Genomic DNA, 16,183 nt, shown 5'->3' with positions numbered 1-16,183 from the left:
AGAGGACAAACCATGTCTGTAATCAAGATGACTGATCTAGATCTCGCTGGTAAACGCGTATTTATCCGTGCAGACCTAAACGTGCCAGTAAAAGATGGCAAAGTAACTTCTGATGCGCGTATTCTTGCATCTTTACCAACAATCAAGCACTGCCTAGAAGCCGGTGCAAAAGTTATGGTTACTTCTCACCTAGGTCGTCCTACAGAAGGTGAATACGCTGAAGAGTTCTCTCTATTACCGGTTGTTAATTACCTTAACGATGCACTTGATTGTGACGTAAAACTGGCAAAAGACTACCTTGATGGCCTAGAGCTTAACGCTGGTGAACTCGTCGTTCTTGAAAACGTTCGCTTTAATAAAGGCGAAAAGAAAAACGAAGAAGAACTGTCTAAGAAATACGCAGCGCTATGTGATGTGTTCGTTATGGACGCATTCGGTACCGCGCACCGCGCTCAAGCGTCAACACACGGCGTAGGCATGAATGCACCAGTTGCGTGTGCAGGCCCTCTACTTGCTAACGAACTTGAAGCTCTTGGTAAAGCGATGGATAACCCAGCGCGCCCAATGGTCGCTATCGTGGGTGGTTCTAAAGTATCGACTAAACTGACAGTGCTTGAGTCTCTATCTAAAATCGCTGACCAACTGGTTGTGGGTGGCGGTATTGCCAACACTTTCATCGCCGCAGCTGGCAACAACGTAGGTAAGTCTCTATACGAAGCAGATTTAGTGGATACCGCTAAGAAGCTGATGGAAGAGTGCGCTATCCCAGTAGCAACTGACGTAGCGTGTGCGAAAGCGTTTGATGAAAACGCAGAAGCAGAAATCAAAAACGTGGCTGACGTTCAAGATGACGACATGATCTTTGACCTTGGTCCTGACTCAACAGCAGAGCTTGCAAAAATTCTTAAAGATGCGAAAACCATCCTTTGGAACGGCCCTGTTGGCGTCTTCGAATTCAAAAACTTTGAAGCGGGTACCAAAGGTATCTCTGAAGCGATTGCCGCTTCTGATGGCTTCTCTGTTGCGGGTGGCGGTGACACACTAGCCGCTATCGACAAGTTCGGCATCAAGGCTGATGTGTCTTACATTTCAACGGGTGGCGGTGCTTTCCTTGAGTTTGTTGAAGGTAAAGTTCTTCCTGCAGTCGAAATGCTAGAAGCACGCGCTAAAGCATAATTAATCAATAGAGCGGGAGTTATCTCCCGCTTTTATGTTTGCTGCACTCGTAAGGCAAATTTGCTAGAATAGTGCGAGTTGTGAGCAACGATTTACCAGTTTTTATACTTAACAATAAGTTTTAATTATTAAAACGACAGATAAATAGGACTCTATCCATGTCTAAGATCTTCGACTTCGTAAAACCAGGTGTTATCTCTGGTGATGACGTACAGAAAGTGTTTGAAGTTGCTAAAGAAAACGGCTTCGCACTTCCAGCAGTTAACTGTATTGGTACTGACTCTGTCAACGCAGTACTAGAAGCAGCAGCAAAAGTGAAATCGCCAGTTATCGTTCAGTTCTCAAACGGTGGTGCGGCTTTCTTCGCTGGTAAAGGCGTGAAACTAGAAGGTCAAGGCGCACAAGTTCTTGGTGCGATTTCTGGTGCTAAACACGTACACAACGTTGCTGAAGCTTACGGTGTACCTGTTATTCTTCACACTGACCACGCTGCGAAGAAACTTCTACCATGGATTGACGGGCTACTAGACGCAGGTGAAAAACACTTCGCTGAAACAGGTAAGCCACTGTTCTCTTCTCACATGATTGACCTTTCTGAAGAGTCTCTAGAAGAAAACATCGAAATCTCTGCAAAATACCTAGAGCGCATGGCAAAAATGAACATGACGCTTGAAATCGAACTAGGTTGTACTGGTGGTGAAGAAGATGGCGTTGATAACTCTGATATGGACGCATCTGAGCTTTACACTTCTCCAGAAGACGTTGCTTACGCATACGAGAAACTAAACGCAATTAGCCATCGTTTCACTATCGCGGCTTCTTTCGGTAACGTACACGGCGTTTACAAACCAGGTAACGTTGTTCTTACTCCAACCATCCTACGTGATTCTCAAAAATACGTTTCTGAGAAATTCGGTCTACCTGAGAATTCTCTAAACTTCGTATTCCACGGCGGTTCTGGTTCTTCTGAAGCTGAAATCCAAGAGTCTATCTCTTACGGTGTTATCAAAATGAACATCGATACGGATACTCAGTGGGCTTGTTGGGATGGTATCCGTCAATACGAAGCGGACAACCATGATTACCTGCAAGGTCAAATCGGTAACCCAACGGGTGAAGATGCGCCAAACAAGAAATACTACGATCCACGTGTATGGCTACGCGCTGGTCAGGCATCTATGGTTGCTCGTCTTGAGAAAGCCTTCGCTGACCTAAACGCGGTTGACGTTCTATAATTCATAGATACGTAAAATGTTTAAAAAGCTCGCTATTTAGCGAGCTTTTTTTATGGCGGCGAAACAGGATTAAGAGTAAGACAGAGTGAGGAAAGTCGACAAATAGGTGGCGATTTAAACGCCCTTTGCTTACTCTCTAAAAGCGAACGCCATATGGAAATTCACTCGGCTTATTTTTTAGGGTGAGAACTGGGGTGTTTTGCTTTTTCAGTAAGTTATAGGCTACAGTGCGCTATAGCAGTTCGAGTTTAATGATGTAATAACCTAAAAATCGAACATAGTGAGTCATTAGATATTTTAGAGGAAACGTATTATGGCAGGTGAGAAGTTGGACGATCCGACTCCAATTACCGAGAGCTTAGAAACCGCTCAACATTGGTTGACAGATAATTCAGATCTATTAATCCAATACGGTATTAATATTATCTCAGCAGTGCTGATTCTGTTTATTGGTAACATCATTACGAAGATGATCGCCAACAGCGTTGCGAAGCTGCTCAAACGTAAAGATATGGACTCTGCGGTTGTCGGGTTTATCCATGGCTTAGTACGTTACCTATTATTTGTCATCGTGTTGATTGCTGCGCTAGGGCGAATTGGTGTACAAACCGCCTCTGTGGTTGCCGTTATTGGTGCCGCTGGTTTAGCCGTTGGTTTGGCACTGCAAGGGTCACTGTCTAACTTTGCTGCGGGCGTACTGATTGTGGCTTTCCGTCCGTTTAAAGCCGGGGATTATGTTGAAGCCGGCGGCGTAGCTGGCTCTGTGGATTCAATCCAAATTTTCCAAACGATTTTGAAAACACCGGATAACAAAATGGTCGTGGTACCCAACTCATCAGTGATTGGCGGGCCGATTACCAACTATTCGACTCATGACACTCGCCGTGTTGACTTGGTGATTGGCGTTTCTTACGGTTCTGATTTACAGAAGACGAAAGAAGTGCTGCTTAAAACCATTGAAGATGAGCCGCGTTTACTTAAAGATCCAGCGCCAACCGTGGGTGTTTTGGCTCTAGCGGATTCTTCGGTGAACTTTGCCGTACGTCCTTGGGTGAAAACCGCTGACTACTGGCCAACGTATTTCGATTTAATGCAAAAAATCAAAGAGAATCTAGACGAAGCAGGTATTGAAATTCCATTCCCACAAATGGATGTTCATTTCGATAAAGCCGTTGCTGCCAATGACAGCAACAGTGACGAGCAGCAACAAGCTTAATCGTCGCAAACCACAAAAAAGCGAGGCTCTTGCCTCGTTTTTTTATGCCTTAAAGCTGTTTAAACAGCATCATTGCAATGCTAAACATCATTATAGCCACTGCAATATCAATCCCTTGACTGACTTTTGGCCGCGCAAGAATGTGGCTCATTTTCGCTGCGGCAAACGAGATTGTATAAAACCATGTGAATGAGGCCAGCATGGTGCCAATAGCAAAGGCAACTCGGTCTAGGCCTGCAAATTGTCCTCCGAGTGAGCCTAAAATCACCACCGTATCCAGATACAAGTGAGGGTTGAGCACCGTTACCGCAATGGCGCCCAAAATCACCCCTTTACGACCATAAACCTTCTGTGCCTGTTTGGGAGATTGTTGTTGATGCGTGCGAAAGGCACTGCGTAGAGACATCGCACCATAAACCGTTAAAAAGACAATGCCGGCGATAGTGACGGCTTGCAGCAGAGATTCATGTTGAGTGAGCAAAGCACCACCGCCAAACATACCAAGAGAAATAAACAGCACATCAAGCAAGCTGCATATGGTCGCTGTTGTAAAGTGATGATGACGTTTCATTCCTTGGTTTAGGACGTACGCATTTTGCGCCCCGATTGGAATGATCATTGTCGCTCCCAATCCAAAACCTTGGAGTAGAATCCACAAGTTCATGATGTCTCCGCAATCGTGTTGTAAACAGTAGGGAGCGCACCATATTATAAATGGCTAATATCAGTATAATGAATAATATTAATTGATTATCAGTTTTTCTTATGAGGTGCTATGCGAGGTTTGGATTATAAGGCGATTGAAGCGTTAGATGCGGTATTAACCACTGGCAGTTTTGAGCGGGCTGCCGCTAAGTTGTTTCTTTCTCAATCCGCTGTCTCTCAACGCATCAAACAATTAGAAAAGTTTGTTGCTCAACCGGTGCTAGTGCGTGAGTTACCGCCGAGGCCGACAGAGATCGGCAAAAAGCTAATGGGTTTGTACCGCCGAGTTCAGTTGATGGAAAACGAGCTATTACCAAACCTTCTTAATCAAGAATCACAGATGCCGATGTCGGTGGCGATAGCCAGCAATGCCGACAGTTTAGCCACGTGGCTACTTCCTGCTTTAGAATCGGTAATGAAGCAGCGTAATGTCGAGATGAGTATTTACGTGGATGCCGAGGATCGTACGATTGAAAAAGTAAAAAGTGGTGAGGTTGCGGGCGCGGTCAGTTCTGGCGCGAAACCCGTTTCTGGTTGTGCGGCGGATTATTTGGGACGTATGGATTATGTCTGTGTCGCAAGCCCAGCCTTTTGCCAACGGTATTTTGCCGACGGCGTTGATACGCAAAGTTTAAATAAAGCGCCTTCGGTGTCATTTAATCAATACGACAACATGCATCAACAGTTTCTCAGCCAGTTTTTTGGTTTAGAGAATGGGGGATTGCGCCATCAAGTTGCCAGTTCAGAGGCCTTTGTTAAGTTGGCGCTGTCAGGGGTCGCCTACTGCTTAATGCCTAAGTTGCAAATAGAGCAAGAGTTGGCTCAGAAAACATTAATCAATATCACGCCAGAATATTATCTTTCTTACCATATCTACTGGCATCATTGGCAGGCAGAAAGTGGCATATTGAAAGAGATCAGTCAGGCAATTGTTGATTATGCTCGAGCAGTGTTAGAGCCAGCATAGGCTCGTCAAGCTTCTGTAAGTTTGATTAAAGTCTGGTGATTAATTGTCTTTAATTACCTAAGATAAAAAACGGGATTGACTAAAGGTAGGTTTAACAATGAAAAAAATGGCTCTCTTCGCGGTTTGTTCATCACTACTGGTAGGTGTAAATACATCGGCATTTGCTGTCGACTTTCCACATTTAACCACCACAGGTTATGGTGAAGTCATCGCCAAGCCTGACATGGCGACCTTTTCGGTGAGTGTGGTTGAAAGTACGATGACGGCAGAGCAAGCTAAATCTAAGGTTGATGAGGTGGTCGAAAGATTTATCTCTAGCCTGGCGCAAGCTGGGGTGACTGAGGATTCAATTTCGAGCTCAAACTTATATCTTACCCCTCAATATCACTATCCTAAAGATGAAAAGCCCGAGCTGGTGGGTTATCGAGCATCGCGAAACGTCAACGTGACTGTGAACGATCTCAGCAAATTAAATCAGTACCTCGAAGTCGCACTGGTGGATGGCATCAACCAAGTTGACAATATTGAGCTCAAAGTTAGCAATGAATCTGAATACCAAGAGCAGGCGCGACAAGCTGCAATTAAAGACGCTAAACAGAAAGCAGAGTCCTTGGTGAAAGGATTTGATAAAGAGTTGGGGGATATTTGGCAAATTCGCTATAACAACTCAAATACTCAACCTGTTCTGATGAAAACCATGCAGATGGATTCGGCAAGAATGGAAAAAAGCGGCTATCAAGATTCGGCGATAACCATTCGTGATCGAGTTGATGTACTGTATAAACTTGATGATTAGCTATGTTTAAAAAATAAGCATAAAAGTTTAGATTTTTTATAAATCTTTAGTGATAAAACTTTAACCATATTGATTAAATACTATATAATCCACGCCTTTTGGTAAGTGTGGATTCAGGGCAGTGAAATATCGTCGAGCGTTACAAAAAGTTCTCGTGACAGTCGTGGTGATGTTTGTCGCCATTACCGCGATATTTCATTTTCAGCGATACCATGAACTGCGCCAAACCAGCCTTTCTCAAATTAGCCAGCAAGCGCTCAATTATCTCGAATATACCGATAGAGAGTATCAGCGAGCGCTGAATGAATTTAGAAGTATGGCAACACTGATTGCCAACAGTAAACCTCTCTATGATTACGCGCAAACCAAAACTGAATACCATAAACAGGCGTTGACCGAGCAATGGCAGACGCTACTTTCGAATCAGCAAAGTTATTACAAGCTGGCATTTATTGATGCGCAAGGACAGGAAACACTTTGCGTTTTTCCACCACATTCAAAGTTTGCTCATCAAACACGCGCTCAAAGTCAGCCTGAATTTTTCGCTTACGCCCAAACACTAAGCGATCACCAGATCGGTTATTGGGAAAATCGGCCATGGACTTCAGATGACCATAATGGCATCAAAGAACTGGATATTAAGCTGATTTATCCCCTAACCATCGAGGCCCAGCGCGAGGGATATTTGGTCCTTGATTTGAACATGGAAAGTTTGTCACAACGCGTCAATTACTCGCCTGACCTTTTACTCCGCGCGGATCTGCTTGATCAAAACGGCGGGTATTTGATTAAAGGCGGTCATGGTGTTGAACGAGTGCACACGTCGAATATCGGTAAGCGGCTTCACGCCGCGACGAACATCGCTGATGTTCAGCCCAAAACCTGGCAGAAAATGCAAGAATTTGAAGATGGATTTGTCAAAGAGCACGGTGTACTTACGGTATTTAAAACGCTGAATTTAATTGAAGCCACACCACTGCATTTAGCGATTTCCCTTTCTCCAGATGAATTGACGGGGTTAGCCCAAGAGGCGATTGAAGCGCTAAACCGTGAAACCGGTTTAGCTATTTTACTGGGGTTGCTCTTTATTGTGCCGACCACTTTTATGTTGATGTACTACCGACGCAATAGTATCGATAGCCATCTTGCTCGCGCCGCATTGAGTGGGATGTCGGCAGTGATGATCATTGACCGTTATTGTAAAACGGTACTAGTGAATCCGGAATTTACGCGTTTAACTGGGTTATCCAGCGCCTACGTCGAATCGAAAAACGTATTAAAAGGGCTACTAGGCGAGCGCAAAGCAGAACTGTTCAAACAGATTTTCGCTGATGTGCGTGAACATGATATCTGGGAAGACGAAGTCACTTTGTACCAAGGTGAGAGTGAAATCACCACGATTATGCGTGTTCAAAGTTCATTTGATAGCAAGGGTAAGCTTAGTTATTACATCGTATCGTTTGTTGATATTAGCGAACGTAAAGTTTTAGAAGAGAAGTTGCGGGTATTAAGTGAAAAAGATCCGATGAGCGATCTATGGAACCGCCGTAAATTCGAGCAAGAATTGCGTCGATCTGCGTTGCTCGCCCAACTAGCGGATTCAAACAAACCAACGTGTTTGGCTTTGATCGATATTGATCACTTTAAACGGATTAATGACGAACTTGGCCACGATGAGGGTGACCGTATTATCAGCCGTGTCTCTTATGTCATGTCTTCCGTGGTTCGCCACAGTGACTTTTTGGCGCGTATTGGCGGCGAAGAGTTTGCGGTCATTATGCCCAACACCAGCATTGCGGATGCCAACATGGCATTGAACCGAATTCGCGAGCAAGTCGAAATTGATACACAAGCGAGTGTGACTGTCAGTGTTGGCTTTACACAGTTGACGCCGGATTACACTCGCAGCTATAAATGTGCCGATATCGCCTTGTATGAGTCGAAAACAATTGGTCGTAACCAAGTGTCATTGTGCTTGGATTGTGAAGATATTGCTTAAGAATAGAAGGTAAGAAGGCTGAGGAGAGCCCTCAGCCTGAATCGTGAGGACTACGCGGCATCAATGCTCTTTTTAATCACCGTTAACGATCGCGTTAGGTGAGTTTCAAGCACTTCTGCTGCAGCTTTGGTATCTTTAGCTAAGGCCGCTTTCATCAGTTTTTCGTGTTGTTCAAGATTGTACAGTTCTTCGTTTTCATTCATTCGAGTGATCGCAAAGTAGCGGTACCTTTTGATCTGGTTGATGAGATCATTAAAAAATGACATCATCGTTTTTGAATTGGCGCCTTCAAGCAGGGACTTATGAAATTGAAGATGGCGTTCTTCCCACTCTGACCAATCTTCATCGGTCTTTGGGTTATCGAGACGAGATAATTTGTGGAATGATGTCAGTACATCTAACTCCCAGTGTTCATCTCCAGACTCAATAGCCTTTTGAAGAAGGACGGACGATACAACACGTAAACTGTCGAAAAGATCTTTAAGTTCATCCTGACAAACCGAAGCGACCCAGCTTCCTTTTTGGGGCTCAAGTTTGACATATTTAGACCATGAGAGTTGAACTAAAGCTTCTCTAATTGGCGACGCACCTACATTGTATTTATCTTTCAGTTCCGCGACGACTAACTTTTGTCCCGGCCTTAGTTGACCGGTAAGTATGTCATGGCGTATAAACTTAGATACCTTATCGGTTAAAGTTGGACTAGACACGACGGTTACCTCTGAGCATCCTTGTTACAATTAAAGTACTAGCAGTATATTATACTGTTACGGTGAGATAATACCGTGGGTCATATGTGTCGACAAGGGAAACAATAAATAAAAAAGAGGGCCGAAGCCCTCTTTTTGTCATTAGTTTGATGTGCATCTTGTTTATTATAAAACATGTACCGATGCAGTGTTGGTCGTGCCTGAAGCAACAAGTGCACCAGAAACCATAACCACGATGTCGCCTTTCTTACCTAAAGAAGTCTCAAGCGCCATTTCTTTACCTAAGTGGTAGAAAGCGTCAGTGTTTTCGATAGAGTCAACAACGATAGGTGTTACCCCTTTGCTCAGTACAAGCTGAGCAGCGGTTTTCTTATTCGTTGTTAGCGCAAGAATGTTTGCTGTTGGGAAGTACTTACGTACAGAGCGAGCAGATTTACCACCTTCAGTTGCAACAACAATCAGCGGTGCAGCCAGTTTCTCAGCTGTATCGACTGCGCCTTTACATACCGCTTCGGTGATACGTAGACGAGGGCTATCTAGGCGAGAACCAAGTTCTGCTTTAACTGCCGCGTCAGTACGAGTTGCGATTTGCGCCATGATAGTTACTGCTTCGACAGGGTATTTACCTTTCGCCGTTTCACCAGACAGCATTACCGCATCAGTACCATCCATGATCGCGTTCGCTACGTCACCCGCTTCTGCGCGTGTCGGACGTGGGTTTTTGATCATTGAATCAAGCATTTGAGTGGCAGTGATAACCACTTTACGTGCGCGGTTACATTTCTCAATCATCATCTTCTGAGCGAAGATAACTTCTTCTGCTGGGATTTCTACGCCAAGGTCACCACGAGCAACCATGATGCCGTCAGAAAGCTCAAGGATTTCATCAAAGTTATCGACACCTTCTTGGTTTTCGATTTTTGAGATGATTTGAATATTTTCGCCACCGTGTGATTTCAATACTTCACGGATTTCTTGAACGTCTGAACCTTTACGGATGAAAGAAGCGGCAACAAAGTCAACGCCTTGCTCACAACCAAACTTAAGGTCGCCTTTGTCTTTATCAGAAAGCGCAGGAAGGTTAACTGAAACGCCAGGAAGGTTAACCCCTTTGTTTTCACCTAGAGCGCCATTGTTCAGTACTTTACATTTTACTTCGGTGTCTGTGGTTGAAATGACTTCCATTTCAATCAGGCCATCATCAACGAGGATAGTGTTACCTGAGCTTAGGTCCGCAGCGAAGCCTGCGTAAGTTACTGCAACTTTATCTTTGTCACCGACGACGCTGGTGTCAGTGGTGAAAGTAAATTCTTGACCTGCAACGAGATCGACATCGTTACCGCCTTCTAGCTTGATAGTACGGATCTCAGGACCTTTAGTATCAAGTAGAATTGCAAGTGGTTTACCTGTTGTTTCCATTACTTTACGGAAGTTTGCGATACGAGTACCGTGCTCGTCGAAATCACCGTGAGAGAAGTTCAGGCGCATCACATTCATGCCTGCATTTACAAGTTCCGTCAGCTTCTCTACAGATTCTGTTTTCGGGCCAATCGTACAAACGATTTTGGTCTTTTTCATGGAAGAGTATCTCCGGTAAATATTAATAGTTACAATTTGAAATTTGGTTCGCCTGCCTGAAGTCCGCCATTTTGATACCTACTTTCGACGAATCTTTGTCTGTTCGTGAGAACGGCAGCATGACTCCAGAACTGAAAGTCTTACAAAAAGTTTAGTCATTTTATGACCAATATGTATGGGTGAATATGGCTCTTTTTGGGGTATATTCCCCTAAATGCGACACTTCACGCCAAAAAATGTGTTCAATTCTGTAATTTTTTTTCTTTTCTCGGACGAATTCTACCACTGAATTATTTCAATATCACTGCTAAAGAATTGTCTTAGGACAAGGTTTTACCAGTAAAGATTAATTTTTTGGTTCAAAATAAATAGACAATAAACTTTCGATGTGATTATATTAAGTTTTACTTCGAAACTTAAATGTCGGTTTTAAATGTCGAAACGAAATACTCAGCTCAGAAGACACTCGATTTCCAAGTTGGTTGATGAGAAAGGCGAGGTCAGTGTTGAAGAGCTTTCCCACCTGTTTGAAACATCCGAAGTCACTATTCGTAAAGATCTAGCCTCATTAGAAAAAAATGGTCAGCTATTGCGCCGGTATGGTGGCGCTATCGCACTACCGAAAGAAGTCGTAAGTGATGAAATGGAGAAAAAGGTTTCGACTCGTAAGGTTGAAGTGGCAAAAGCAGCGGCAAAATTAATTCGTGACCATAACCGAATTGTGATTGATAGCGGCAGTACGACAGGAGCTTTGATTGAGCAACTGAATCAGAAACATGGCTTAGTTGTTATGACCAATTCACTGAACCTTGCTCATGCGCTCAACGAACTCGAAAGTGAACCGACGTTGCTGATGACCGGAGGAACTTGGGATGCGCATTCCGAATCTTTTCAAGGGCAGGTGGCTGAATCGGTTCTTCGATCTTATGATTTTGATCAGCTGTTTATTGGCGCCGATGGCATCGATTTAGCGCGAGGCACGACCACATTTAACGAGTTGGTTGGACTTAGCAAAGTGATGGCAGAAGTATCACGTGAAGTCGTGGTGTTGGTCGAATCAGAAAAAATTGGTCGTAAGATTCCAAACTTGGAACTGGCCTGGGATTGCATTGACGTCTTGGTCACTGATTCGGGGTTATCTGCTCAGCAAAGTGCTGAAATTGAATCTCATGGTGTGAAAGTGATTCGCGCCAGTTAGTAATTTTTGGCTTTTCACTTGGTGAAAAGTAAATCGGTATTTAGGAATAGTGGAGAATAATTTATGTGTGGAATCGTAGGGGCGGTTGCTCAGCGTGATGTCGCAGAAATTTTGGTTGAAGGTTTACGTCGTTTGGAATATCGAGGCTATGACTCAGCGGGTGTGGCTATCGTAGACGACAAGCAAAATCTAACTCGAATTCGTCGCTTAGGCAAAGTGCAAGAGCTCTCTGATGCCATTGATGAGCAACACGTAGTTGGTGGTACGGGCATTGCCCATACACGTTGGGCAACGCATGGCGAGCCTTCGGAAATCAATGCTCATCCACACATCTCAGGTGATATCTCCGTTGTGCATAATGGGATTATCGAAAACCATGAAGCATTGCGTGAAGTCCTTAAAGCGCGTGGCTACGAGTTTGTTTCTCAAACCGATACCGAGGTGATTGCCCACTTGGTCGAATGGGAGCTACGCAGTGCTTCTTCACTGCGTGAAGCCGTTCAAAGCGCTGCCGCTCAGCTTGAAGGCGCGTACGGCACTGTTATTTTCGACCGTAAAGATCCAACTCGACTCGTCGTGGCACGTTCTGGTAGCCCGATTGTGATTGGCTTTGGCGTTGGTGAAAATTTCTTAGCATCGGATCAACTGGCGTTACTGAATGTGACTCGTCGCTTTATGTATCTGGAAGAAGGTGACGTGGCTGAAATGACCCGCCGCGAAGTGAAGGTATTTGATAGCCAAGGCAAAGCGGTTGAGCGCGAAGTTATTGAATCGAATGCAGAGCATGACGCTGGTGATAAAGGTCAATACCGTCACTTTATGCAAAAAGAGATCTTTGAGCAGCCGACTGCGCTCAAAGGTACAATGGAAGGACGTATTACCCATAACTCAGTGATCACTGAAAGTATTGGTGTTAATGCCGTTGAAATTTTGAGTAAAGTTGAGCACGTACAAATCATTGCTTGTGGTACGTCATACAACTCAGGCATGGCTGCTCGTTATTGGTTTGAAGATATTGCAGGTGTGAGCTGTGATGTCGAGATTGCCTCAGAGTTTCGCTACCGTAACTTTGTCACGCGTCCAAACAGCCTGTTGATCACGCTATCTCAGTCTGGTGAAACGGCGGATACCTTGGCGGCGCTTCGGATCGCTAAGCAGCGTGGTTATATGGCTGCTATGACGATTTGTAACGTGTCGGGTTCGTCATTGGTACGCGAGTCGGATATTGCGTTTATGACCCGTGCAGGCACTGAAATCGGTGTGGCGTCGACCAAAGCGTTTACCACCCAATTAGCAGCGATGCTGATGCTGGTAACGGCAATTGGTAAAGAGCAAGGTCGTTTAAGCAGTGAAAAAGAAGCGGAAATCGTTGAAGCGATTCACGCCCTACCTGTGCAGATTGAAAGCGCTTTGGCGTTTGATAAACAGATTGAAGCGCTGGCCGAAGATTTCGCTGACAAGCATCATACTTTGTTCCTTGGACGTGGCGAATACTACCCAATCGCGATGGAAGCGGCGCTGAAGTTAAAAGAGATCTCTTACATTCACGCTGAAGCTTACGCGGCAGGGGAATTGAAGCACGGGCCTCTGGCATTAATTGACGCGGATATGCCTGTTGTGGTGATTGCGCCAAATAATGATCTGCTAGAAAAACTGAAATCAAACGTTGAAGAAGTGCGAGCTCGCGGCGGCTTACTTTATGTATTTGCGGATGAGCAAGCCGGTTTTGAAGAAGATGACACGATGAAGATTATTCCAATGCCACACGTGAGTGAAATCACGGCGCCGATCTTCTACACAGTCCCAATGCAGTTGCTGTCTTATCACGTTGCGCTTATCAAAGGTACGGATGTTGACCAACCTCGTAACTTAGCAAAAGCGGTAACGGTTGAGTAATCCGTCGTCGCGTATTGATGAAAAAAAGAGGAGACCTAAGGTCTCCTCTTTTACGTTTAGGTTTAGCGTAAAGCGCATTATTTGGTGAGTAAGCGTGAGTTTAATTCACCCGCGTATTCAGGTTGTAGCTGGAGTGTATCCGGTGTGGTGTCACTGACAACAATATCCTGATTAACCGCAAAGCTAACTGGCTGAACATCGGTCACGTCAGACGACGTACTGATGTAGGCTTGATACTGACCTTGCTCGACTATCCATTGGTTGGTTTGTGGATCAAAGCTCGCTAAGTCGGCAGCTGGAATGGTAAATGTTAAGCGCTGTTGCCCATTCACTGCTAACTGGTCCGTTTTAGCAAACGCTTTGAGTTCAATTTGCGGTTTCGCAAGGCGAGCTTCAGGTGCAGAAATATAGACCTGGGCGACCTCTTTACCAGCAAACCCTCCGGTATTGCGCACGGTTGTGGTTAAGATCACGCTGCCATCGCGACCTTCATCACTCAGTGTATTTGCACTGACGGCTGGATTGTCCAATGAGAAAGCCGTGTATGACAAACCATAGCCGAATGGATAAGCCACATCGACATCGAAGGTGGTGTTATAACGATAACCTACGTAAATGTCATCACTGAAGTACTGGTTAAAATCACGATGATCATCGTTCGCTAAGACTTGGTCGTCGTAATTTAACTCAGGCACATCATCGGGCCCGCCGTTGATGTAGTTTTCCTCATAGATACCAGGAAATGAACCGCCGTCTTCAGAATAACTTGATACCTTCTCAAGATCTAAAGGGAAGGTTTGCGCGAGTTTACCGCTAGGGTTGACCGCACCGGATACGATGTTAGCAACGGCTGTACCAGCTTCTTGACCGGGTAAGTAAGCCACTAGAATTGCATCGACTTGATCGCGCCATTGGGCTGTATCCATCGAGTTGCCCACATTGAGAACCACAACGACGTTTTTACTTTGTGCATGGAAGGCACTGGATACGCGGTCAATAAGCGACTGTTCTACGCTATTAAGGTAGTAACCTTCAGACATTGGATTGCTGTTGCCATCGCTGTCTGTCTCGAGCGCATGCTCTTCGTTATCCGCCCCTTCGGCTGTATTGCGAGTAATGGTTATGATTGCCACATCGCTATTCTCTGCTGCATCACTAATTTGTTCATCGGTCAGGTCCAGCTCACGACATACTGCGAACAAACCACCGAGATTGGTTTCGCCTGCAGATGTGCCTCCTTCACAGTATTTTGCTGGGTTGAAGTCGTTGGCTGAGAGATCCATTGAGCCTTCAAGGCTGCGGGTTGCGTAAGCGCCGCTGTAGACCTCATCAAGTGCACTGTTGACAGCAAACCCCTCATCTTTGAGTCCTTGGTTAATGCTAATGATGTTTTCAGCATTCACCGAACCACTGCCGCCGCCAACGGGTAATGTACCGTATTGACCAGTACCAAAGGCCGCAATGGTGTGAGTTGCCGTTGAAAGCGGTAGGGCATTGTTGTCATTTTTCAGTAGTACAATACCTTCCTCTGCGGCTTGCAATGCGACCGCGGCGTGGGCGGTTAAATCAGGATTGCTTGAAAATGCATAGTTTTGGGAGCTCGGCGTTTTCAGAACCTGTTTCAAGATACGTACGATATTACGATCAAGATCGGCATCGGTGAGTTCACCTGATGCATAGGCCGCCTCAATATAAGGAAACCAATCGTCACTGTGGCCAAATCGCCATTGACCACCGGGCTCTATCACATCAACGCCCGCTTTTAGCATCTCGACAGGATTCCATCCTGCCCACCAGTCACTCATAATAAAGCCATCAAAGCCCCATTCATCACGCGCGACCGTTGTCATGAGATCCAAACGTTCGCCAGTATTGGTGCCGTTGACGGAGTTATAAGATGACATCATGGCCCAAGGCTGAGCGTGTTCAACTGTATATTGGAAGCCGCGCAGATAGATTTCACGTAGGGCACGAGGTGTGATCACGGTATTGGCTGTACGACGGTTGGTTTCTGAGTTATTGGCGACGTAGTGTTTGATGGTTGTCCCAATGCCTTGACTTTGCGCACCATTCACAATGGCAGCGCCCATCATGCCGCTGATCAGAGGATCTTCGGAAAAGTATTCAAAGTTACGGCCTGCGAGCGGGTGGCGTTGAATATTCATTGCTGGGGCGAGCCAAATGTCTACGCCATAGTCATGGCCTTCTTCCCCCGCGGCTTCACCGACTTGTTCAACTAAGTCAGTATTCCAAGTTGAGGCCAATACGGTGGCTGAAGGAAAGTTCGTTGCATAGTAGGTGTTGGCATCACCTTCGCGTGTTGGGTTGATGCGAATGCCAGCAGGGCCATCCATCAATTTGGTTGCTGGAATATCAAGGCCTGATTCATCATTTAGTACACCATTAATAAAGCCAACGGTGCCTGATACTGGCGCTCGATCATTAGTTGCGGTGGTACCAAACCCTGGGCCGATGACCAAATGCAATTTTTCATCTGAGTTCATTTGCGATACCAAAGCTTGAGCCTGAGCTTCCAAGTCATTCGGCGGGGTAGGTGGATTATTGGTGTCATTATCGTTGTCGCTGTCATTACAGCCAGCGATAAGGGCGGCAGAGATAACGAGTGAAAGGACACTCAACTTGCTGTTTAACATTATTATACTCCGAGTTCTATCAAGTCCTCTTCATACTATTCACTTTCATCGAA

Annotated in this window: 12 protein-coding genes; 8 read left to right on the top strand and 4 right to left on the bottom strand. The window is 45.3% G+C overall.

Going from position 1 to position 16,183, the window contains the following annotated elements:
* Positions 1–12 precede the first annotated feature (12 nt).
* The 3 genes from M1D72_RS19600 to mscS all read left to right on the top strand — a co-directional run bounded on the left by M1D72_RS19600 (position 13) and on the right by mscS (position 3,627).
* Positions 13–1,176 carry a phosphoglycerate kinase gene (locus M1D72_RS19600; protein ID WP_390193859.1) on the top strand — a complete coding sequence of 388 codons (1,164 nt, stop codon included), beginning with the start codon at positions 13–15 and terminating at the stop codon, positions 1,174–1,176.
* 158 nt (positions 1,177–1,334) lie between these two features.
* Entirely contained in the window at positions 1,335–2,411 is a 1,077-nt protein-coding gene (gene fbaA, locus M1D72_RS19595) for a class II fructose-bisphosphate aldolase (RefSeq protein ID WP_390193856.1), read from the top strand.
* A gap of 313 nt (positions 2,412–2,724) precedes the next feature.
* Positions 2,725–3,627 carry a small-conductance mechanosensitive channel MscS gene (mscS, locus tag M1D72_RS19590; RefSeq protein ID WP_456296261.1) on the top strand — a complete coding sequence of 301 codons (903 nt, stop codon included), beginning with the start codon at positions 2,725–2,727 and terminating at the stop codon, positions 3,625–3,627.
* Positions 3,628–3,676: 49 nt separating this feature from the next.
* On the opposite strand, the gene M1D72_RS19585 is transcribed toward mscS, so the two are convergent.
* On the bottom strand, positions 3,677–4,291 hold the full coding sequence (locus M1D72_RS19585) for a LysE/ArgO family amino acid transporter (RefSeq protein WP_456296260.1): 615 nt from the start codon (positions 4,289–4,291) through the stop codon (positions 3,677–3,679).
* A gap of 111 nt (positions 4,292–4,402) precedes the next feature.
* Here M1D72_RS19585 and M1D72_RS19580 point away from each other — a divergent pair, with 111 nt between their 5' ends.
* From M1D72_RS19580 to M1D72_RS19570, 3 genes are all read left to right on the top strand, one after another.
* A complete protein-coding gene (locus tag M1D72_RS19580) occupies positions 4,403–5,299 on the top strand; it encodes a LysR family transcriptional regulator ArgP (RefSeq protein ID WP_456296259.1) in 897 nt (298 codons plus the stop codon).
* A gap of 97 nt (positions 5,300–5,396) precedes the next feature.
* Positions 5,397–6,095 (top strand): oxidative stress defense protein, encoded by a 699-nt coding sequence (locus tag M1D72_RS19575; protein WP_456296258.1) that lies wholly within the window; start codon positions 5,397–5,399, stop codon positions 6,093–6,095.
* A 121-nt stretch (positions 6,096–6,216) separates the two neighbouring features.
* On the top strand, positions 6,217–8,094 hold the full coding sequence (locus tag M1D72_RS19570; RefSeq protein WP_456296257.1) for a diguanylate cyclase: 1,878 nt from the start codon (positions 6,217–6,219) through the stop codon (positions 8,092–8,094).
* Between the two features lie 50 nt (positions 8,095–8,144).
* On the opposite strand, the gene M1D72_RS19565 is transcribed toward M1D72_RS19570, so the two are convergent.
* Complete coding sequence (locus M1D72_RS19565; RefSeq protein ID WP_390193838.1) at positions 8,145–8,804, bottom strand: GntR family transcriptional regulator; 660 nt, start codon at positions 8,802–8,804, stop codon at positions 8,145–8,147.
* Positions 8,805–8,969: 165 nt separating this feature from the next.
* Entirely contained in the window at positions 8,970–10,382 is a 1,413-nt protein-coding gene (gene pykF / locus M1D72_RS19560) for a pyruvate kinase PykF (RefSeq protein ID WP_390193835.1), read from the bottom strand.
* Between the two features lie 433 nt (positions 10,383–10,815).
* On the opposite strand from pykF, the gene M1D72_RS19555 reads away from it, so the two are divergent.
* Positions 10,816–11,580, top strand: a complete 765-nt coding sequence (locus M1D72_RS19555) for a DeoR/GlpR family DNA-binding transcription regulator (RefSeq protein ID WP_390193832.1) — start codon at positions 10,816–10,818, stop codon at positions 11,578–11,580.
* Positions 11,581–11,643: 63 nt separating this feature from the next.
* Complete coding sequence (gene glmS, locus M1D72_RS19550; protein WP_456296256.1) at positions 11,644–13,476, top strand: glutamine--fructose-6-phosphate transaminase (isomerizing); 1,833 nt, start codon at positions 11,644–11,646, stop codon at positions 13,474–13,476.
* 77 nt (positions 13,477–13,553) lie between these two features.
* On the opposite strand, the gene M1D72_RS19545 is transcribed toward glmS, so the two are convergent.
* Positions 13,554–16,130, bottom strand: coding sequence for a glycoside hydrolase family 3 C-terminal domain-containing protein (locus M1D72_RS19545; RefSeq protein ID WP_456296255.1), 2,577 nt, complete (start codon positions 16,128–16,130; stop codon positions 13,554–13,556).
* Positions 16,131–16,183 lie beyond the last annotated feature (53 nt).

It is taken from the genome of Vibrio sp. AK197, from assembly GCF_053903115.1.
The sequence above is the reverse complement of the archived record's forward strand: the minus strand, read 5'-3'. Positions and strand labels throughout refer to the sequence as shown.

Bases quoted from the DNA above. Each gene is read 5' to 3' on its own strand.
- M1D72_RS19600 (WP_390193859.1), top strand. From the start codon at position 13: ATGTCTGTAATCAAGATGACTGATCTAGATCTCGCTGGTAAACGCGTA.
- fbaA (WP_390193856.1), top strand. From the start codon at position 1,335: ATGTCTAAGATCTTCGACTTCGTAAAACCAGGTGTTATCTCTGGTGAT.
- mscS (WP_456296261.1), top strand. From the start codon at position 2,725: ATGGCAGGTGAGAAGTTGGACGATCCGACTCCAATTACCGAGAGCTTA.
- M1D72_RS19585 (WP_456296260.1), bottom strand. From the start codon at position 4,291: ATGAACTTGTGGATTCTACTCCAAGGTTTTGGATTGGGAGCGACAATG.
- M1D72_RS19580 (WP_456296259.1), top strand. From the start codon at position 4,403: ATGCGAGGTTTGGATTATAAGGCGATTGAAGCGTTAGATGCGGTATTA.
- M1D72_RS19575 (WP_456296258.1), top strand. From the start codon at position 5,397: ATGAAAAAAATGGCTCTCTTCGCGGTTTGTTCATCACTACTGGTAGGT.
- pykF (WP_390193835.1), bottom strand. From the start codon at position 10,382: ATGAAAAAGACCAAAATCGTTTGTACGATTGGCCCGAAAACAGAATCT.
- M1D72_RS19555 (WP_390193832.1), top strand. From the start codon at position 10,816: ATGTCGAAACGAAATACTCAGCTCAGAAGACACTCGATTTCCAAGTTG.
- glmS (WP_456296256.1), top strand. From the start codon at position 11,644: ATGTGTGGAATCGTAGGGGCGGTTGCTCAGCGTGATGTCGCAGAAATT.
- M1D72_RS19545 (WP_456296255.1), bottom strand. From the start codon at position 16,130: ATGTTAAACAGCAAGTTGAGTGTCCTTTCACTCGTTATCTCTGCCGCC.